20 protein-coding genes and 1 tRNA gene are annotated in these 20165 nt (G+C 66.0%); 5 read left to right on the top strand and 16 right to left on the bottom strand.

The genetic code is table 11. The features are described 5' to 3' along the window. Positions 1–9: 9 nt before the first annotated feature. Positions 10–768: an alpha/beta hydrolase gene (locus OCH7691_RS01130; protein ID WP_085881589.1), complete on the bottom strand. Its 759-nt coding sequence runs from the start codon at positions 766–768 to the stop codon at positions 10–12. A gap of 138 nt (positions 769–906) precedes the next feature. Between OCH7691_RS01130 and OCH7691_RS01125 the strand changes: the two genes are divergently transcribed. After that, positions 907–2355 (top strand): sensor histidine kinase, encoded by a 1449-nt coding sequence (locus OCH7691_RS01125; protein ID WP_085881588.1) that lies wholly within the window; start codon positions 907–909, stop codon positions 2353–2355. A gap of 9 nt (positions 2356–2364) precedes the next feature. Here OCH7691_RS01125 and OCH7691_RS01120 read toward each other — a convergent pair whose 3' ends face one another. The 14 genes from OCH7691_RS01120 to rplU form a co-directional block, all read right to left on the bottom strand. Continuing rightward, positions 2365–3819: a class I SAM-dependent methyltransferase gene (locus OCH7691_RS01120; protein WP_085881587.1), complete on the bottom strand. Its 1455-nt coding sequence runs from the start codon at positions 3817–3819 to the stop codon at positions 2365–2367. 275 nt (positions 3820–4094) lie between these two features. Continuing rightward, entirely contained in the window at positions 4095–4610 is a 516-nt protein-coding gene (locus OCH7691_RS01115; RefSeq protein ID WP_085881586.1) for an RNA pyrophosphohydrolase, read from the bottom strand. A 4-nt stretch (positions 4611–4614) separates the two neighbouring features. Further along, complete coding sequence (locus OCH7691_RS23710) at positions 4615–6108, bottom strand: divergent polysaccharide deacetylase family protein (RefSeq protein ID WP_085881585.1); 1494 nt, start codon at positions 6106–6108, stop codon at positions 4615–4617. Between the two features lie 31 nt (positions 6109–6139). Beyond that, entirely contained in the window at positions 6140–7435 is a 1296-nt protein-coding gene (locus OCH7691_RS01105) for a S41 family peptidase (protein ID WP_085881584.1), read from the bottom strand. Further along, positions 7435–8643: a murein hydrolase activator EnvC family protein gene (locus OCH7691_RS01100; protein ID WP_176244885.1), complete on the bottom strand. Its 1209-nt coding sequence runs from the start codon at positions 8641–8643 to the stop codon at positions 7435–7437. Before OCH7691_RS01100 ends, OCH7691_RS01105 begins: the two co-directional genes overlap by 1 nt. 112 nt (positions 8644–8755) lie before the next feature. Next, positions 8756–10366, bottom strand: coding sequence for a 2,3-bisphosphoglycerate-independent phosphoglycerate mutase (gene gpmI / locus OCH7691_RS01095; RefSeq protein ID WP_085881582.1), 1611 nt, complete (start codon positions 10364–10366; stop codon positions 8756–8758). Between the two features lie 58 nt (positions 10367–10424). Continuing rightward, positions 10425–10886, bottom strand: coding sequence for a 23S rRNA (pseudouridine(1915)-N(3))-methyltransferase RlmH (locus OCH7691_RS01090; protein WP_085881581.1), 462 nt, complete (start codon positions 10884–10886; stop codon positions 10425–10427). A 46-nt stretch (positions 10887–10932) separates the two neighbouring features. Continuing rightward, the gene (gene rsfS, locus OCH7691_RS01085; RefSeq protein ID WP_176245003.1) at positions 10933–11331 is read right to left on the bottom strand and encodes a ribosome silencing factor; all 399 of its coding nucleotides are present in this window, start codon (positions 11329–11331) and stop codon (positions 10933–10935) included. Positions 11332–11344: 13 nt separating this feature from the next. Continuing rightward, positions 11345–12040: a nicotinate-nucleotide adenylyltransferase gene (locus OCH7691_RS01080; protein ID WP_370853096.1), complete on the bottom strand. Its 696-nt coding sequence runs from the start codon at positions 12038–12040 to the stop codon at positions 11345–11347. Between the two features lie 22 nt (positions 12041–12062). After that, positions 12063–13304, bottom strand: coding sequence for a glutamate-5-semialdehyde dehydrogenase (locus OCH7691_RS01075; RefSeq protein ID WP_370853098.1), 1242 nt, complete (start codon positions 13302–13304; stop codon positions 12063–12065). A 67-nt stretch (positions 13305–13371) separates the two neighbouring features. Beyond that, positions 13372–14487, bottom strand: a complete 1116-nt coding sequence (gene proB, locus OCH7691_RS01070) for a glutamate 5-kinase (protein WP_139839477.1) — start codon at positions 14485–14487, stop codon at positions 13372–13374. Continuing rightward, complete coding sequence (gene obgE, locus OCH7691_RS01065) at positions 14484–15596, bottom strand: GTPase ObgE (RefSeq protein ID WP_085881578.1); 1113 nt, start codon at positions 15594–15596, stop codon at positions 14484–14486. Before obgE ends, proB begins: the two co-directional genes overlap by 4 nt. 90 nt (positions 15597–15686) lie before the next feature. Further along, the gene (rpmA, locus tag OCH7691_RS01060) at positions 15687–15944 is read right to left on the bottom strand and encodes a 50S ribosomal protein L27 (protein WP_085881577.1); all 258 of its coding nucleotides are present in this window, start codon (positions 15942–15944) and stop codon (positions 15687–15689) included. A gap of 6 nt (positions 15945–15950) precedes the next feature. Next, a complete protein-coding gene (rplU, locus tag OCH7691_RS01055; RefSeq protein ID WP_085881576.1) occupies positions 15951–16364 on the bottom strand; it encodes a 50S ribosomal protein L21 in 414 nt (137 codons plus the stop codon). 193 nt (positions 16365–16557) lie between these two features. Here rplU and OCH7691_RS01050 point away from each other — a divergent pair. The 4 genes from OCH7691_RS01050 (at position 16558) to OCH7691_RS01035 (ending at position 19468) form a co-directional block, all read left to right on the top strand. Then, a tRNA-Ser gene (locus OCH7691_RS01050) sits at positions 16558–16646 on the top strand. 222 nt (positions 16647–16868) lie between these two features. Then, positions 16869–17969, top strand: coding sequence for a hypothetical protein (locus tag OCH7691_RS01045; protein WP_139839476.1), 1101 nt, complete (start codon positions 16869–16871; stop codon positions 17967–17969). 69 nt (positions 17970–18038) lie between these two features. Next, entirely contained in the window at positions 18039–18551 is a 513-nt protein-coding gene (locus OCH7691_RS01040) for a P-loop nucleotide/nucleoside kinase family protein (protein WP_085881574.1), read from the top strand. Between the two features lie 86 nt (positions 18552–18637). Beyond that, positions 18638–19468: a protein NO VEIN domain-containing protein gene (locus OCH7691_RS01035; RefSeq protein WP_085881573.1), complete on the top strand. Its 831-nt coding sequence runs from the start codon at positions 18638–18640 to the stop codon at positions 19466–19468. A 42-nt stretch (positions 19469–19510) separates the two neighbouring features. Here the strand turns inward: OCH7691_RS01035 and OCH7691_RS01030 are convergent, their stop codons facing one another. Then, a complete protein-coding gene (locus tag OCH7691_RS01030; RefSeq protein ID WP_085881572.1) occupies positions 19511–20164 on the bottom strand; it encodes a Vgb family protein in 654 nt (217 codons plus the stop codon). Between the last annotated feature and the right edge of the window lies 1 nt (position 20165).

Below are 20165 nucleotides of genomic sequence, written 5' to 3'. Positions count from 1 at the left end.
CAGCCCGCATCAGGGCAGCGCCGCGGCCCATCTCTCGGCTTGGTCGGCGATCCGTTCCCATCCGGGTTCCGCGATCAGGAAATGGCTGTGCCCGGGCAGAACTTTGACCTGTATGTCGCGCTCGTAACGATCGGCAGAAGCCTGGATCGTCGCGGCGGCCGTGACCTTGTCGTCCGCGCCGGCGAACCATAGGGTCGGGCAGCGGACGGCCTCGGGGTCAAGTGCCGAGGCGCGCGCCAGATCGAGTGGCCACAACATGCTCTCGAAAAGCGCCTGACCGGACTCCGGGCCGAAACGATCAAACAGTTCCCGTTGCCGATGCGCGGGGATCCGGTCCAGTGAATTGCCCGCGGCAATCTCGAATACCGGACTCAAGCCCCGTTCCCAGAACGCGCCGGCCGTGAGAAGTCCCTTGGCGGCGGCAATCTCGTGCTCGGAGGTGGGCGCCACGCCCCAGGGGGAGGCGGGGGCGAGCAGCACCAGCCCCCGGACCGGTACCGTGGCGGCGACCTGCTGGGCGATCAGGCCGCCCATCGAATGACCGACGATGACCGGCGGTGTGTCGAGGGAGCCGACGAGGTCGATCATGGCGCGTCGGTAGTCGGCCAGGCTCAGGCGGGCGAGCTCGTCCTCTCCCGTTCCTTCCCCGTGTTTGGGGAGGTCCGGAACGATGCAGCGCCAGCCACGTCGGTTGAAGTTTCCCGCAAAATCCGCAAGACACCAGGCGCCGCAGAACGCGCCATGAATCATTACAGCAGTATTGGTCATCGCGGGGCTCGCTGTTACACGCAACAAGAGCAAAAATTAACCACCTGTTTACCAGTCTGAATCTAATATTTCCGCAGAAAACCGAGGGCACCGGGAGAATGGCGCCCGATCGGGTGCGGAGAGGGTGCGAAAGGCTGAATGCTGATCGATCCGCCAACATCGGCGAGCATCGAGCGGGGGGAGTCGCCGCCGATCAATCGCTGGACGCTACGGTTCGACGATCACGAGCTTGAGGAGCGATTCGAGGCGCAAAACATTCGCCAGTCGATGTTCCTGGTCCGCCTCTCTCTCTTCGTCGGGATGCTGATCTACGCCATGTTCGGCATCCTCGATCTCTTCGTCGTTCCCGAGATCCTGACCGCCGCCTGGATCAGCCGATACGGCGTGGTTTGTCCGGTCTTCATGATCTCGATGCTTGCGACCTATTCCAGCGCCTTTGCCCGCCAGGCGCAGTGGGTCATGGCGATCTGCATGTTCGCGACCGGCTTCTCGATCGTCTACATGACCATGGCGGCCGGCGAAATCGGTGCCTCCTACTACTACGCCGGGCTGATTCCGGTCCTGATCTACTGCTGCAACCTGTTGCCGCTCCGCTTCTGGCACGCGGCGGCGACCTCGATCACGCTCGTCGCCTGTTACGAGTACGGCGCGATCATCGTCAACCCGATCCCGCATCTGACGCTGCTCAGCAACAATGCCTTCCTCCTGTCGACACTCGCGCTCGGCATCTATTCGAGCTACTTCCAGGAACTGGCACTGCGCCGCGACTTCTACATCAATTCCCTGCTGAGCGAGGAAAAGAAGCGGTCGGAAGACCTTCGCGAGAAGGCCGAGGCGGCCAATCACGCGAAGTCGGAATTCCTCGCCGTCATGAGCCATGAGCTGCGTACCCCGCTCAACGCGATCATCGGCTTCTCGGAAATCCTGTCGAAGGAGCTGTTCGGCCCCCTCGGCGCGCCACGCTATCGCGACTATGCCACCGACGTTCATGTCAGCGGCACCCACCTGCTCGACATCATCAACGACATCCTTGACCTATCGAAGGCGGAAGCAGGGAAGCTGACGCTCGAGGAAGAGGATATCGACGTCTGCGACATGCTGAACCAGGGACTCCGGATCATCCGCGACAAGGCCGCCCAGGGCGGGGTTCGGGTCGCTTTCGAGGTTCCGAACGACCTGCCGGCGTTGCGCTGCGATCGGCGCCTGCTGACCCAGGTCATCCTGAACCTGCTTTCCAACGCGGTGAAGTTCACGCCGCGGGGCGGCGTCGTGACCGTCGAGGCGGGCCTGTCCGGCGACGGCGCGATCTATCTCTGCTTCAATGACACTGGCATCGGCATTGCCAAGGATGATATCCCGAAGGTCATCGCGCCCTTCGTTCAGGTCGAAAGCGCTCTCAATCGTGCCCATGAGGGAACCGGCCTCGGCCTTCCGCTGACCAAGAACATCCTCGAGTTGCACGGAGGCTCCCTGACGATAGAGAGTGAGCTGGGGGTTGGCACGACGGTCGTCGCCCGCTTCCCGGCAGATCGAACCGTCTGTCCGCAGAACGCCGAGATCGATCTCCCATCGGCCGTCAGCAACTAGCCGCGGGATCTATTCCGGCTTGGTCACGTAGAGCATGTAGACCCTATCGGTCGGATCGGCCTTTACGCGGATCTCGGCCGGCTCGACGAGGCGGGCCATGTCTCGCATGTCGTCCTCGGTCCGGTAGATCAGGCTCCAGTCGGCGACGAATTCGAGCGGCCATTCGACCGCCTCGGGGCCGTCCTTCATGTTGCCGATGACGATCGTGCCGCCGGGCGTCAGATGCTCGTAAAGCGCGGCGACCAGCTTGCAGGCGCGCTTCTGGCTAAGATAGTCGACCAGTCCGACCGAGTAGATCAGGTCCTGCGGCGGGATCTTGCGAAACAGCCGCCCGGCAGTCAGTAGTTCGCTGAAGGAGGCATGCAGGCAATGCACGGCGGCGCGATTGCCGTGCCGCATGACCTGCGGGTAGATCGCCTCGTAGGCATGGCCGAGCGCATCGTGATCCTGGTCGATCAGGGTCAGGTCGACCGGATTCGGCAGTTCCTTGAGACGGAGGTAATTGGCTGCCTCCTGGGCCGGGCCGCAGCCGAGGCTGGCAATGCGGACCGGGCCGCCATCGGGCCGGCCCCGGGCAATCGCCGCACCGATCGTCCGCTGCATCATGATCATGCGCGTGGCGACGAACTCGCCGATCTCGAGCCCGAGCTTGTGATAGAGGCGGGCGGTCGCCGTTTCGCCTTCCGGCCGCCGGCTGTAGACGTAGTTCATGACCTGGAAGTCGCCCGGATAGCCGAGCGGCTTGGTGTAGGAACGGTTCCAGATTGCCCCGAGATTGAGTTCCGGCGTCAGGACATGCTCGGTAAAGCTCTTGGTGGCGCGCAGCCGTTCGGGATCATTGCGCACCGTGCGAAGAATCTCCTGGGCCTGACGGTTCAGCGCCCACCATTCCGGGAAAAGCCGGGTCTCGCAATGGTGGGCGATGTCGTCCAGACGGGCATTGTCGCGAAGCTCGTTTCCCTGGTGCAGGCGATCGAAACGGTCCAGCACCTCGCGGCACTGGCGCAGCGCGTAGAGCCCGTCGGCGCAGATCCGGCGATACTCGGGGTGCACCAGATGAATCTGGTTCTCGATGCCGCGCCCGATATGCAGGTCGACGGACAGCGCGTCATGGCGCGCGATCAGGTCACGGACGTCGAGATAGCCGCTGGTCAGCTGTAACGCGACCTTGCTGCCGCCTTGGGTCGGCTCGACCCGGCACACCTTGCCCTGGCCCTCGAAAACAGGAACGTCCCCCAGCATCAGGTTGAGCGGGATCTGCCGACCGATGCCATCGATCCAGTCCTGGGCGGAGCGGGTCACGAAACTGATGCCGCTCATCGACAGGTCGTGTATCGCGAACGCGTCGTCGTCGACCCTGACGAGCGCCGGGAGTTCCTTCAGTAGATCATCGGCCCGATAACGTTCGGCACGATAAAAGATCTGGCGGCCCTTTCCGCCAACGAGATCCTCATAGTGCTTCATGACTCGAAAGCCCCCTAAGGTGCTCGCCCGAAGTCCGGCGAGTGCCGACCGACGCGATGCCAAGCCAGCGGTCTTCCCCTCCCCTGGCACCGTCCACTCCTGCCCAGAATCGTCAGCGCAGTTTGTTACGGTTAACAAAGTCTTAACAAACTAAATTAAGAAATAAAGACAAGACAACCATTTCCCGCGTAGCGCGCAATCAAAGGCTCTCGCGTACGACCCGGACAGCCGTCGCGATGCGCGAACAAGCGGTAACCTATTGTCGCGGGTAACGCCTAAATGGCGGTGGGTTCCGGTTCCGTTCGCACCAGATGTTGGAACTCCTGCGCGACCCGGGCATATATGTCACGCTTGAACGAAACGCCGCGATCAATGGCCTCGGCGATGTCGAGCCAGCACCATTCGCGAAACTCCGGATGGGGCGTATCCAGCCGGATCTCCGAATCGGTGCCGAGAAAGCGCATGGCGAACCATTTCTGGCGCTGCCCCCGGTAGCGTCCCTGCCAGACCCTGGCCGCGATCTCCGCCGGCAGGTCGTAGTCGTACCAGCCGGCGCTCTCGGCAAGGATCTCGGCGTTGCAGGTGCCGATTTCCTCTTCCAGTTCACGAAAGAGGGCCTGACGGGGCGTTTCGCCGGCGTCGATACCGCCCTGGGGCATCTGCCAGGCCTCGGCCGTCTGGTCGATCCGCTGGGCAACGAAAACCTGGCCGGCTTGGTTGAGCAGCATGACTGCGACGCAAGGGCGATACGGCAGGTGACTGAGGTCCACGGGATGGCTGTTTCCGGTCATGTTCCTATTCGACTTCCTGCCTGTCGACGAGCGCCGAAACCGGCGCCAGCACGAGCCCCTTCTCGTTCAGCGTGGCGGCCCATTCGGCCAGTCGCTCGATCGTTACTGGGTAGCCGAGCGCGATCCCGATCGCACTGCCCTCGGCGGCCGCGATCCGTTCCAGGTCGTGAAGTCGCCCGTCAATCGCCGTTCGGTTCGGTTCCGAATCGATGAAGCGGTTGTTCAGTGCGCGATGGGCGCCGATCTCGGTGGCAACCCGACCGGCAACGCTGAACCGCGAGGCACGGCTGTCGAGCAGCATCAGGCCCCGATCGTGCAGGGCCTTGATTACCGGTCGCATATCGTCTTCCGAACTGGTGAACCGGGCACCCATGAAGCTGGTGATGCCGGCATAGCCGGATGCCCGGCTGAGCAGATACTCAAGCCGCTGGATATTGTCGCCGGGGGTGAGATTGGTGAGCAGCGTATAGGGCCCGGGATCGTTGTCGGGATAGTCGTACGGCTCCATCGGAATCTGCAGCAGTGTTTCGTGCCCGGCCGCACGGGCTGCCAGGATCCATTCCTGCAGGTTCTTCGCGAACGGGGCGAAGGCGAGCGTGATCGTTCCCGGCAGCTGCTGGATGGCAGTGTTGGTGGCGCTCTGGCTGAGCCCCATGTCGCTCACCACGATGGCGATCCGCGGTCGCTGATGCGGGTCCTCGAAGGGCCGGGCGTAGACCTGCCAGGACTGGCGGCCGTCCGCGCCGATGATCGGCAGGGGCCCGAAGTCGGTATGGAAGACGAGCTCCGGATCGGGAACCGGCCCGCCGAGAGCCCCGACATCGTCAGGTGGCGGCGGGCGCGCGGTGACACTGTTCTGCGGCGGGAGCGCGGCCAGCGTCGTTTCCCGCTCGGCGCTCGGTGCCGTCGAAGGCGGCGGGCCGGCAGCGGCCGGAACCTCGCGGCTGGGCGCCGTCTGTTCCGGAGGCAGGGCCGCGACCTGGTCGGGGGCAGGTGTCGCTGGCAATGCCGGCGGCGGTGTCGTTGGCGATGTCGGCGCCGGTGTCTGGACGGGCCCCGGGGCAGGTGCGGGCCCGGCGGTCCGTTCCGGGCCGTGATCGGCGGCTGCCTCCTGCGGCTGGCCGGGGCTTGCGGCCGGCGGCGCCGGTGCCGGCATCTCGGTGGCGGCTGGCCGGTCGGGATCGCCCGGCGGAGGCTGGGTCGCTTCCTCGCCGCGTCCGGCGGGCGACGAACCGGATACCGGATCGGGTTCGGGAACGGGTGCCGCCTCGGCAGGCACGTCGGTCGCGCCCTCGAGGACGGCGATGGAGGCGATGGCGGCTTCGCCGCTCTTCAGCGCCTCCGCATCGGAATCATAGGTGGCGGTCAGCCAGCCGGCGAGCCCGCCGAGTGCGACGACGAGTGCGAGGAAAGCGAGCGGGAGCGCGAGCGAGCGACCCTGTACCGGATCTTCCCGACTGTTCTTGCTAGCGACTGACCGTTTTTCTGATCGTGCCACCGGGCGTTCGATGCAACCGGATCTAGCCGGACTAGTTCGTCGTTTCCCGTTTCGCGTAAAGCGAAATGCCCTTCAGAAGATCGACGGCGCGCTGCAGCTGGTAATCCTCGACGCCGCCGGCCTTCGCCTCGTTCGGGTCTTCCGAATCGTCAGTTGCCTCCTCGTTGCCCGTCGTCAGGTGGTTGCGCAGGCTGGCTTCGGTGCGGGCGCTGCCATTCTCGATGACTTCCAGACGGGCCTGCTGGACGTCAATGTCCGGAGTAATGCCCTTGGCCTGGATCGAGGTTCCCGACGGCGTGTAGTAACGCGCCGTGGTCAGGCGCATGGCGCCGTTCGCCTGCAGCGGAACGATGGTCTGAACCGAACCCTTGCCGAAGCTCTGGGTCCCCATGACGATGGCCCGGCCATGGTCCTGCAGGGCGCCGGCGACGATCTCCGACGCACTCGCCGAGCCGCCATTGATCAGGACGATGATCGGGAGCGCGTTCATGGCGTCGCCCGCATGGGCATTGTAGCGTTGCGAATCGTCTGGCCGCCGGCCTCGGGTGGAGACGATCTCGCCGCGTTCGAGGAAGAGATCGCTGACCGCGACGGCCTGGTCGAGCAGACCGCCCGGGTTGTTGCGCAGATCGAGAACCAGGCCGCGGAGCCGGTTGCTCGACTGGCGCGCCTTGTCGAGCGCCCGCTTGATGCCGATCTCGGTCTGTTCCGAGAAGCTGGAGACGCGGACATAGACGATGTCGTCGATCATCCGGCTGCGCACCGACTGGACGGTGATCAGGGCCCGCGTGACCTTGATCTCCAGCGGCTTCTCCTGTCCCTTGCGGGCGATGGTCAGGAGGATCGGAGAATCGATCGGCCCCCGCATCTTCTCGACCGCCTCGCCGAGCGTCAGGCCAAGCACCGGTTCGCCGTCGAGATGGGTAATGAGATCGCCCGGCTCGACCCCGGCGATTGCCGCCGGGGTATCGTCGATCGGCGTCACCACCTTGACGAGGCCGTTCTCCATCGTGACCTCGATCCCGAGCCCACCGAAGGTGCCGCGCGTCTGCACCTTCATGTTGTCGTAGTTCTTGGCGTTGAGGTAGCTCGAATGCGGGTCCAGCGAGGACAGCATGCCGTTGATCGCCGCCTCGATCAGGGCGGAGTCGTCGACTTCCTCCACGTAATCCTTGCGGATGCGCTCGAATACGTCACCGAACAGATTGAGCTGGCGATATGTCTCGGAACTGGCCGCGACGCTCTTCTCCGGCGCGCCGAGCCAGGCTACGCCTGCCACGGCCACGGTGACGGTCGCGACCGTCCCGGCAAGTAGGAATTTACGCATCAGCCGCTGACCTCATTTTCCCTTGCCGCCAACCAGGGCAGCGGGTTGATAGGGGCGCCATTACGGCGCAATTCGAAATACAGGATAGGCTGCGTCGCCGTGTCGGACGCCATCTGAGCCACAGGCTCCCCTGCCAATAACCGCTGTCCGACGGTGCCGTCTATGCGGGATATCCCTGCAATCAAGCTATGATATCCATCGCCGTGGGCAATGATCAAGAGCAGCCCGTATTTCCGGAACGGTCCGGCAAACACGATTTCGCCATCGTACGGCGCGGCGACGATCGCCGACGGGCGGGCAGCGACGCCGATTCCCTTGTCCGAGGCGAGCGGGCTTTCGCCGCCGACCGTCGGGCGGCCGAACATCCGGACGATCCGCCCCGGAACCGGCAACGGCAATCGGCCCCGGACCGTGGCGAAAGCGGCGGACTGCGGCGCCGAGGGCAAGGGCCGTGCGGCGCGCGGGGCGAGCGGCGCCTCATCCCGGGCGGCCTGGCCGGCGTCGTCCCCGGGCCCGGTCCGCGGCACCGGGCGTGCCGCCTGTCGCGCCATCGCAAGCGCCTCGGCCTTCTTGCGGGCGATTTCGCGCTCGCGCGCTTCGGCTTCGAGCCGGGCGATCAGGTCCTGCAGGTTCTCCGCCTTCTCGGCGAGGCTCGCAAGACGGCCCCGGGTTTCGCCGCGCTGGCGGGCGAGTTCGGCCTCAAGGCCCGATTTGAGCGCCACCAAGCGATTCACCTGGGCCTGTTCGGCGGCCAGCGCATCGCGTGCCGCGCGCTGGCGCTCGAACGTGGTGATGCGCTGCTCGCGAAGCTCCCGCAGGCTGTCGAGCTGCTCGGACAGGGCGGTCGCGTCGTCGCGTATCACCGGGAAAATCGCTGCCATCAGGCGGCTCGAGCGGAAGCTGTCGGCGAGTGATTGCGGATGGGCGATCATGCTCTCGGGCGGCCTGCGGCGGAGCCGGATCATCGCCGCGACGGTGCTTGCCGCCTGCTGTTCGCGGGCGCCGAGGTCGCGGATCGTTTCCGCCTCCACGCTGGCGATCGCCTCCAGCTCGCGTTCCAGCAGGTCGAGCCGCGCATCGGCCTCCCGGGCGCTGGCCACGGCGGCAACCGACTGGCGACGCAGGTCGTCGAGTTCGCGGCGGATCTCCTCGGCCCGCGCCTTCAGTGCCGCATCCCGGCTCTCGCCCTCGCTGATCGCCTCGCGCACCTGGCGGAGATCGTCGGTCGCATCGGCGAACGCCGGAGTTGCGGTCAACAGCGAACCGACGCCCATCACGAGGCCGATGGTCAGGGCCATCGGCAGGATGATAGCGCCGCGCTCAGGCACCGGCGTTGCGACGGAGCTCGGCGGCCCGGGCCGGCCGCGCGGCGGGGCTCGCCAGGGAATGGCCTGTCATCTCCGCCGGCGCCTTCAGGCCCATCAGGGCAAGAATGGTGGGCGCGATGTCGGCGAGCCGCCCGTCTTCGAGCGTCCAGCTTTCGCCGGCCGCGTCGGCGAGCACGAAAGGCACGCGGTTGGTGGTGTGCGCGGTATGTGGCGCACCACCTTCCGCGGCGCTCATCTGCTCGATATTGCCGTGGTCGGCGGTGACCAGGAGCGCGCCGCCGGCGCGAGCGACGGCGTCGTGCAACCGGCCCAGAATGCCGTCGATGCATTCGACGGCCCGGACGGCGGCGTCGAGCTTGCCGGTGTGACCGACCATGTCCGGATTGGCATAGTTGACGACGATCAGGTCATAACGCCCGCTGTCGATCGCCTCGACCAGCCTGTCGGTGACTTCCGGGGCCGACATTTCCGGCTGCAGATCGTATGTCGCGACCTTCGGGCTCGGTACCAGTATCCGGTCCTCGCCGTCGAAGACCCGTTCCTCGCCACCATTGAGGAAGAAGGTGACGTGGGCATATTTCTCGGTCTCGGCGATGCGAAGCTGGCGTCGGCCGGCCCGGGAGACCACCTCGCCGAGTGCATTCTCGACGGCGACCGACGGGAACAGCGGCGCGATGAAGGGATCGAGGGCATCCGAATAGGCAACCAGCCCAAGGGTTGCCGCAAAGGCGACACGGCGGGACGGGCGGAAGCCGTCGAAGGCGGGGTCGAGCAGGGCGGTGAGGATCTCGCGGGCCCGGTCGGCGCGGAAATTCGCCATCAGGAGGCCGTCGCCGTCGCGCATGCCGGCATAGTCGCCGATTGGCGCCGGCTCGACGAACTCGTCGCCGACGTCCGCCCGATAGGACGCCTCGATCATCGCGCCGGCGCTGTCCTGGCGTTCGCCCGCGGCATCGACCATCGTTTCGTAGGCGCGCGAGACGCGTTCCCAGCGCTTGTCACGGTCCATCGCATAGTAGCGTCCGGCGACAGTCGCGATCCTGGAATCCTTCAGGGCGGCGAGCCCGGTCTCGAACCGCTGCAGATATTCCATGGCGCTTCTGGGCGGCGTGTCGCGGCCGTCGAGAAAGGCATGGATGCGGACCGGGATTCCGGCCGCGTCGAGGCAGCCGGCAAGGGCCAGCATGTGATCCTGGTGCGCATGTACGCCGCCCGGCGAGACCAGGCCCATCATGTGGCAGGCGCCGCCGCTTTCGCGCAATGTCGCGATCAGTTGCCGAAGCGCCGGCATGCCGGCGAGAGAGCCGTCCGCGACCGCCTTGTCGATCCGCGGCAGGTCCTGCATCACCACCCGGCCGCCGCCGATATTCATGTGCCCGACTTCGGAATTGCCCATCTGGCCGGCCGGCAGGCCGACCGCCTCGCCGGAGGTGTCGAGCAGGCTGTGCGGGGCGTTGCCGATCAGCCTGTCCCAGTTCGGCGTCGCGGCCATCGCGATGGCGTTGTCGGGGCTGTCCTCGCGGGCACCCCAGCCATCCAGGATGCAGAGCACGACGGGTCGTCGCGAATGGGGCGTGGCGGGGCTGTGAATCTTGTCGGACATGGCGCGGTTATACTCCAGGCCGGTAAATTTTTGTGCAAGGTTTGGCGCTTTTGTGGCGTCAGTCACCCTTGTGATAGGGATGACCGGAGAGAATGCTGCTCGCCCGGTAGATCTGTTCCGCCAGCAGCACGCGGACCAGCAGATGTGGCCAGGTCGGCGGGCCGAGCGAGAGCAGGCTGTCGGCGCGGTCGCGCAGCGCCTCGCCATGCCCGCTCGCGCCGCCGATCAGGAAGGCGATATCCCGTTGCTCGACCGTTTCGACCTTGCGGATCCAGCGGGCGAAATCCTCGCTTTCGTAGGCGGTGCCGCGACCGTCGAGCGCCGCCACATGGGCGCCGGCCGGAACCGCATCGAGCAGCAGCGCGCCTTCGGCCTCGCCGCGCCGGGCCTCGGGCATGGCGCGTTTCACCTCGAACTCGCGTATCTCCATCGGCCAGGGCAGCCGACGGCGATAGGTTTCGAAGAGTTCCGGCACCGGACCCTTGCGGGCCCGGCCGATGCTCAGGATGGTCAGCTTCATAGCCTGTCGGCGGCGATCGTAACCGGGCGAACGAAAGGCGCCTGGCTCAGACGGCCGCCTGTTCGGCCGGCAGGTCCGCGCCCCACATCTTTTCCAGCGCATAGAAATTGCGGACCTCGGGCCGGAAGATATGGACGATCACGTCGCCCAGATCGACGAGCACCCAGTCGCAGTTCGACTGGCCCTCGAGGACCGGCTTGCCGGCGCCCGCTTCCTTGACGCGGCGGGACAGGTGATCGGCGATGGCGCCTACCTGTCGGCTGGAACGACCGCTTGCAATGACCATGTAGTCGGCAAAGGACGTCTTGCCCGAGAGATCGATGGAGACGACATCTTCTGCCTTGTCGTCCTCCAGAGAAGCCAGAACCAGCCCGTGAAGTTCCCGGACCGTGGCTTGCTGCGTGTTCGCGGTGGGTATTGGGTACACTCCTGTCAATGAGGTCATAATCGACCGTCTGCTAATCAACATGGCGAAGACCGGCCCCTTCATCAAGCGCCACGTGGTGATTGGCGCCATTTGCCGCAACCGTCCGTGCGCGCTTCGATGGCCGTTCGGTGGCTGTTGCCGCCATGATTTCGCCGTTGCGAAGGCCGGTCGCCGAGAGCGTGCAGTGTGGTTCCGGCAGGAACAGCCAGGCCGGCGGGCGGCAGTTGACCAGCCGCCTTGCGGCGGCGGTCGAGCCGCTTGGCGTCAGGCGGGCGCGGGCGAAACGCTTCGCCGCGAGGCCGGCCAGCGCGCGGTAGGCATAGCCCGGCCGGTTGAAGACGGCAATCGGCATGGCCTCGAAGATCTCGGTCCAGCGCTGCCAGTGGCGGATCTGGATCAGGTTGTCGGCGCCCATCAGCCAGACGAAGCGATGCTGGCGATGGCTGCGCGCGATCGCCGGCAGGACATCGGCCGTGTAGCGCGACGGAAACCGGCTTTCCAGGTCGCTGACCTTGATCCGGGGATGACGGGCGACGAGGCGGGCGCCGGCGACGCGGGTCCGGAAAGGCGCCATGCCGGCGACCGGTTTCAGCGGATTCTGCGGCGAAACCAGCCACCAGACCTGGTCCAGGCCGAGCCGCCGCAGCGCCATGAGCGAGATCAGCCTGTGACCGTCATGGGCCGGATTGAAGGAGCCGCCGAGGAGTCCGATACGCAAATTGGTCACCAGGCCCCGTGTTGGCCGCCGATCAGGATGGGCGTGCCTGGCCGCTGCCGCGGATGACGTATTTGAAGCTCGTGAGCTGTTCAAGCCCGACCGGCCCGCGGGCGTGCATCCGGCCTGTCGAAATGCCGATCTCCGCGCCCATGCCGAACTCGCCGCCGTCGGCGAACTGGGTTGAGGCATTGTGCATGACGATGGCACTGTCGACCCGATCGAGAAAGGCGTCGGCGGCGACCTGATCGTCGGTCACGATCGATTCGGTGTGGTGGGATCCGTGCGCCTCGATGAAATCGGTCGCCTCGTCCAGGTCCGCCACCGCCTTGACTGACAGGATCGCGTCCAGATACTCGGTGCGCCAGTCTAATTCCGTGGCCGGAACGACCCGGTTGTCGAGGGCCCGCACGGTATCATCGCCGCGGATCTCGCAGCCGGCCGCGAGCAGTTTCTCGAGGATGCCGGGCAGTATGGTCGTCAGGCAGTCCCGATGGACCAGCAGGGTTTCGAGCGCGCCGCAGATCCCCGGCCGCCGCATCTTGGCATTGACGACAAGCTCGGTCGCCATCGCCGGATCGGCGGCGCGATCCAGATACATGTGCACCAGCCCCTCGAGATGGGCGAAGACCGGCACGCGGGCATCGGCCTGCACGCGTTCGATCAGCGAACGGCCGCCGCGCGGCACGATGACGTCGACGTAATCGGTCATGGCGAGCAGCTTGCCGACCGCCGCGCGATCGGTCGTCGGCACCATCTGGATCGCCTCGCGCGGCAGCCCGGCCTCCTCGAGCCCGGCCTGAAGGCAGTCCCAGATCGCCCGGCTCGAATGATAGCTTTCGGAGCCGCCGCGCAGGATCGCCGCGTTGCCGGACTTGAGGCAGAGGGCGCCCGCGTCGGCGGTCACGTTCGGGCGCGACTCGTAGATGATGCCGATGACGCCGAGCGGGGTCGATTTCCGGGCGATGCGGAGCCCGTTCGGTCGTGTCCATTCGGCCAGGATCCGGCCGACCGGGTCGGGCAGGGCCGCGATATCCTCGAGCCCTTTCGCCATCGCCTCGATGCGCTTCTCGTCGAGCATCAGGCGGTCGAGCAGCGCGGGCGTGAGTTGACGCGCGCGGCCGGCCGACATGTCCATCTCGTTGGCGGCGCGGATTGCCGGTACCGAATTCCGCAGCGACCGGGCGGCGGCGTGCAGGGCGGCGTCCTTCTCGGCGCGGCCGGCGCGGCCGAGAGCGGTCGCGGCGGTGCGCGCGGCGCGCCCGATGCCGGTCATTAGGGCGTCGATATCGTCGTCCCGAAGCGGGCTTGCAGCGATCGCGGGGTTCACCTGTTCACTCCCGTCATACCAGGGCCAGATCATCGCGGTGGATCAGCTCGGTGCGGCCAGAGTAGCCGAGCAAAGTCTCGATTTCACGGCTTTTGTGGCCGGCGATTCGGGCCGCGTCATCGCGCGAATAGGCGGACAGGCCGCGCCCGAGTTCCCGTCCCTGGAGGGTCAGCACCGCGACCGGATCGCCGCGCTGGAAATCGCCGCTGACCGAGACGACGCCGGCGGGCAGAAGGCTCTTGCCGCTGGCCAGCGCGGTCACGGCGCCGTCGTCGATGACGATCGCGCCGGCCGGCTTGAGGGCCGAGGCGATCCATTGCTTGCGGGCAGCGCGCGGCGACTTGTGGGCGAGGAACCAGCTGCAGCGGGCGCCCTCGATGATCGCCCGCAGCGGCCGTTCCCGGTTGCCCTGGGCGATCAGCATGTTGCAGCCGTTGTCGATGGCGATCTCGGCGGCCTTGAGCTTGGTGACCATGCCGCCGGTCCCGGCGTCCGAGCGGGCGACCCCGGCCATGGCCATGACGGCGGCATCGATCACATGGATCTCCGGCACGATACGGGCGTCCGGATCGACGGTCGGATCGGACTCGAAAAGACCCTCGACGTCGGACAGCAGCACCAGGCAGTCGGCGCTCACCATTTGCGCGACGCGGGCGGCAAGCCGGTCGTTGTCGCCGTAGCGGATCTCGCTGGTCGCCACCGTGTCGTTCTCGTTTATAACCGGTACGACACCGAAACGAAGCAGCGTCATGAAGGTGCTGCGGGCATTCAGGTAGCGCCGCCGTTCCTCGGTGTCGCCAAGTGTCAGCAGGGCCTGGGCGACGTTGATGTCGTGCGCCGCCAGGGCTTCCTCGTAGGCATGGGCGAGCTTGATCTGGCCGATTGCCGCCGCCGCCTGTTTCTCTTCCAGCTTGAGGCGCGGGCCGGTGCGGCCGATCGTGCGCCGGCCGAGCGCGATCGCGCCGGAGGAGACGATCAGCACTTCCTTGCCGTCGGCCTTGAGCGCGGCGATGTCCTGGGCGAGGCCGCCAAGCCACTTCCGGCGCAGCTGGCCGCTTCCGGAATCGACTAGCAGGGCCGATCCGATCTTGATGACGATTCGCCGGGCCTTGGCCAGCCGACCGCTCATGGCCGCCAGTCCTCCGCCTCCGGTCCGGCGGCGGCGTCGTCGGCGTCGCCGGGTGCGTCGTCGAAACGGGCGCCCGGAATGTCGGCGATGTCGTTGTCCTCGTTCACAGGAACGGTTCCGCGCGCGGCGTCGATGATCTTCAGGAGTGCCCGGTGGATCTCGGTAACGCCCTTGCCGGTCGCCGCAGACAGCAGGGCCGGCTCGCGTCCGGCCACCGCCGCGAGTTCCGCCCGTTTCTCGGCGATCGCCTCGTCGTCCAGCGCGTCGATCTTGTTGAGCGCGACGATTTCCGCCTTCTCCGCGAGGCCGTGGCCATAGGCTTCGAGTTCGCCGCGAATCGTCTCGTACGATCCGGCGACATCCTCCGCCGTCGCATCGACGAGATGCAGCAGAACGCCACAGCGTTCGACATGGCCGAGAAAGCGGTCGCCGAGGCCGTGCCCTTCGTGCGCGCCCTCTATCAGCCCCGGGATGTCGGCCAGCACGAATTCGCGGTCGTCCACACCGACCACGCCGAGTTGCGGATGCAGCGTGGTGAAGGGATAGTCGGCGATCTTCGGCTTGGCCCGGCTGGAGGCCGCGAGCATCGTCGACTTGCCGGCATTCGGCAGGCCGACGAGACCGGCATCGGCGATCAGCTTGAGGCGCAGCCAGACCCAGCGCTCCTCGCCCGGCCAGCCCGGATCGGCCCGCCGCGGGGCCTGGTTGGTCGAGCTCTTGAAATGAGCGTTGCCGAAGCCGCCGTCGCCGCCCTTGGCGAGCAGGATGCGCTGGCCCGGCTCGGTCAGGTCGGCGATAACGTTCTCACCGTCCTCGTCGAGGATCTGGGTGCCGACCGGGCAGCGGATGACGAGCGTATCGGCGCTCGAGCCGGAGCGGTTCCGGCCCATGCCATGCGTGCCGCTCTTGGCGCGGAAATGCTGGCGATAGCGGAAGTCGATCAGTGTATTCAGGCCGTCGACGCATTCGGCCACGACGTCGCCGCCGCGTCCGCCGTCACCGCCGTCGGGTCCGCCGCGCGGAATGTACTTCTCCCGCCGGAAGCTCATGGAGCCGGGCCCGCCGTTGCCGGAGGAGATGTAGATCTTGGCCTGATCGAGAAATTTCATGATGCCTGTTCCGACGCTCGCCCCGGGGCACGAAAAAAGGGGAATGGTTGCCCATTCCCCTTCGATCCGTCGCCCGGATAGGGGTCCGCGTTACGCTGCCGGCACCACCGAGACAAAGGTCCGTCCGCCGCGCGACTTGCGGAAGGCGACCTGACCGGGGACCAGTGCGAAAATGGTGTGATCCTTGCCGAGACCGACATTGTCACCCGGATGCCACTTCGTTCCGCGCTGGCGGATGATGATGTTGCCGGGGATGACGGCCTCGCCGCCGTATTTCTTGACGCCCAGCCGCCGGCCCGCCGAATCGCGACCGTTGCGGGAGCTGCCGCCTGCCTTCTTGTGCGCCATGGTTTGTTACTCCTCGCTCGCCTTGGACTCGGCCGCGGGCTCCGCGGCCGGTGCCGCCTTCGCCTCGGCTTTCGGCTTGGCGGCTTTCTTGGCCGCCTTCTGGCCGGCAGCCGAAATCCCGGTGATCCGGAGCACCGTCAGGTCCTGACGGTGGCCCTTCTTGCGACGGTAGTTCTGCCGCCGCTTCTTCTTGAAGACGGTGATCTTGTCGGCGCGGGCCTGCTCCAGCACGGTTGCCGAAACCGAGGCACCGCCAACGGTGGGGCTGCCGATCGTCAGCGCGCCATCGTCGCCGCCGATTGCCAGGACGTCTCCGAGCGAAACTTCTTCGCCCGCATCGCCGGTAAGGCGCTCCACGCGGATCACGTCATTCTCGGCGACCCGGTATTGCTTGCCGCCGGTCCGGATGACTGCGTACATCGTCGACCTATTCGTGTCGGTATAAAAGACAGGCCTGCGGGGCCGCTTCGAGGGAAGCGCCCGAACAGAAGCGCCGAACTATAGTCATGGGCGGTACGCTGTCAACCGCCAAAGCATGGCCCGCGAGCGGGAGCAAACGGGCGAATCCGGGCTTGCGGCCAAGGGGTACCTTCGGCTACAAGCCGCAGGTCGCGGAGAGGTGCCGGAGTGGTCGAACGGGACGGTCTCGAAAACCGTTGTACCTTATGGGTACCGTGGGTTCGAATCCCACCCTCTCCGCCACTATCCTCCCCCGCTATTCCCCTCGATATGGCCTGACGCTCTGATTCCCGGTGAGCTTCCGCGGCTTCGCTATGCGCCGTTCAGCTCTTCGCCGGGTCCGGCAAACTGCGTCATTGGTAGGCGAGGCAACTCTGCGGTTTGTCGGCGGACCCCTTTCCCGATAACGTTGCGCTGATCATGAGACTTGCGCGCGGCGGGGTAGAGCAGGTCGGGGAGGGGGCGATGAGCCGAGATCATATCTATATGGTCGAGAAGGACGGCAGCCTGAGGCGGATGATGCCATCCGCGCCGGAGAGCGAGGACCGAATGCAGACGCTCGTTGCCCGGTACCCCGAGCTCATATCTGATGGCGATGGCGATCTGCTTCTGATCCGCCGCGAGCAGTCGATCGCTGACAGTGAAGATGGCGGCGGCCGCTGGTCTCTCGATCACCTGTTCGTCACACGCGAAGCTGTGCCTGTGCTGGTCGAATTGAAGCGGGCTGCCGACAGCCGCCTACGGCGCGAGGTTGTCGGTCAGATGCTGGACTATGCAGCGAACTCAACTGCCTACTGGCAGGCTGGGCGTATCGCGGACAGTTTCACGGCGACGGCCGAGGACGCCGGCCTGGACCCCGAATCGACTCTCGAAGAATTCGTCGGCGAGCAGGAAACCAGTGCGTTCTGGAATCAGGTGGACGCGAACTTCAAGGCAGGTCGGATCAAATTGGTATTTGTTGCCGATGAAATCCCGCGCGAACTCGCGCGCGTCGTCGAGTTCCTCAATGACCAGATGCGTGCCGATGTTCGCGCAGTCGAGCTCCGCTGGTTCGCCGGCGAGGGTGGCGAAACCACGCTCAGCCCCCGGGTGATCGGCGAGACCGAGCGGACGGCGGCCATCAAGCGCGCGCCTTCGTCGCCCGAGCCGATCTCGCGCGAGGAATGGCTGTTGAAGCATATCGCGCCGGCGGGCGAAGAAGCGCTCGCGGGCGCTCGTGCCTATATCGCGATGGTGGAGAAGCTTGGCGGCGAAGCCGGCGTCGCGTCCCGGCAGGGATCGATATTCGCTGCGTTCAGGCCCACCTCAGGCAAGACTTTCTATCCGCTCCACCTTTGGGCGGAGGGCAGGCAGGTGTCGCTGACTTTTCGTTGGCTGTACCAACGTCCGGCATTCCAGGACGAGACAACGCGTCAGGGGCTGCTGGATGGGCTGGTGGGCATCGTCGGGTCGATGACGACATCCAATCTCAAGGGTTACCCGGCGTTCAAGGTCGAACTGTTGGCAGATCGCGCCCGTGCGTCGCAGGTGGAAGGCTGGCTCTCGCGCTTGCTAGCTATTGCCTAATATCCATTTCCAGTTGAAGCGCTTTCGCGCGGCCTCGGCTGAAAACTTCCGTGGAACAGGCCCTATCTGATGCCGTCGCTGATCGCCTTCTCCGGCCTGCCCGGCGTCGGGAAGTCGACGATCGCCCGGGCGCTGTCCGAACGGATCCAGGCCGTTTATGTGCGGGTGGACGCCGTCGAGGCCGCCCTCAAGGCAAGTGTCCTTATAATCCACCCGGCCGAGGATGCAGGCTACCGCGCCGCGGCGGCCGTCGCCCGGGACAATCTGACGATCGGCCTGGATGTCGTCGCCGACACGGTCAATCCCGTCCGGGAAACGAGGGCCTTGTGGGCGGCCATTGCCGCGGAAGCCGGCGCAAGGCTGGTCAATGTGGAAGTGGTCTGTTCCGATGCCGGCGAGCACCGCCGGCGCGTCGAAAGCCGCAAGAGCGATATCGCGGGGCTCTCGCTGCCCGACTGGGATGCGGTCCAGGGGCGCCGTTTCGAGCCATGGATGGGCGACCGGTTGACGCTGGACACTACCGAACTCCCGATCGCGGACTGCATCGCCAGGATTACCGACTACATCGCGTCGCGGACCTGAGGGCATCAATAGGGGCGGTCTTGGCAAACGGCTTTTCCGCAAGCGCGATTGATGACAAGGGATTCTTGCGCGGCTAGCCTGGCGCGATGCCGACCCGACCATGGACAGACGAGGAGAACGACCTGATCGTCGCGGATTATTTCGCGATGCTGGCCGATGACCTTGCTGGCCGGCCCTACAACAAGTCCGAGCATAATCGGGTCCTCCGAGACAGCATTGGCCGGTCGACTGGGTCGGTCGAATACAAGCACCAGAACATCAGCGCGGTCTTGAAGGCACTCGGCGAGGATTGGATCCTCGGCTACAAACCGGCGTTCAATTTTCAAATGGCGCTCGCCGACGCGGTCGAGCGCTGGCTTGACCGCAATTCGGAATGGCGAGCCCGGCTGTCCATTGGCCCGACGAATGCGTTTCACGACCCTGCGCCGCTCTGGATCGGTCCGCCGCCAACACTGAGCAATCAGCCTCCACCGCAAGAACTCGAGCAGATGCTCGCTGTCGCGCGAAGGTTCAATGCAGCCGAGCGGGATGAGCGCAACCGAATTCTGGGCAAGGCGGGGGAAGAACTAGTGTTTGGCCATGAGCGGGCGACACTGAAGCTGCAAGGTCGCAACGATCTGGCCAGGCGCGTCCGTTGGGTTTCAGTGGAAGACGGCGACGGGGCCGGTTACGACATCGCGAGTTTCGCGCGGGACGGCCAGCCACGGCTCATCGAGGTGAAGACGACCAATGGCTGGGAGCGCACGCCTTTTCACATCACGCGCAATGAGCTTGCCGTGGCCGAGGCGCGCCGGGAGCACTGGTGTCTGCTCAGGCTGTGGAATTTCACGCGTGAGCCGAAGGCATTCGAGTTGCGCCCGCCGCTCGATGCTCATGTCTCGCTGACCCCGACGACTTTCCAGGCGAGTTTCAATTGAATCGATCCGGACCGTTCGGGCGCAACGACACCTTTTGATTACCTAGCGCTGACCGGAGCCGGCGCGGCCCGGCCGACGGATGACGCGGAGCTTGCCGCTGTTCCCGCCGCCGCAGTAGAAACGCTCGCCGCCGTCCGACTCGAGCCCCGAGACGGCGGTTCCGGCGGGCATGTCGAGGCGTTCCAGCACCGCGCCCGTCACCGGATCGATGCGCCGCAGATCGCTATGCTCCTCCTCCCAGGTGCCGTGCCAGAGTTCGCCGTCGACCCAGGTCACACCGGTGACGAACCGGTCGGATTCGATCGTGCGGAGCACCGCCCCGGTTTCCGGGTCGATCTGGTGGATCCTGCGGCCCCGATACTGCCCGACCCAGAGCGATCCTTCCGCCCAGGCGAGCCCTGAATCCCCGTCGCCGTCGGGGGCCGGGATCGTGCTTAGAACAGCGCCGGTCTCGGGATCGATCTTGCGGATCACCGCTTCGGCGATCTGGTAGAGATGCGTTCCATCGAAGGCGGTGCCGGCATCGGCGGCGACGTCGAGCGAGCGCCGGATCTCGCCGCTTTCCGGATCGAGTGCGTCCAGCCGCTCGCCGGTGGCCATCCAGACCTGCCGGCCGTCGTAGCTGACCCCGTTCACGCCCCCTGTCCCGGCAAAGGGGCCGTATTCGCGGATGATCTCGGCGGTTTCGCGTTTCATG

Origin of the sequence: Oceanibacterium hippocampi, assembly GCF_900172325.1 — a bacterium.
GTDB classification, from domain to species: domain Bacteria; phylum Pseudomonadota; class Alphaproteobacteria; order Sneathiellales; family Sneathiellaceae; genus Oceanibacterium; species Oceanibacterium hippocampi.
This window is presented reverse-complemented; position numbering and strand designations above follow the sequence as displayed.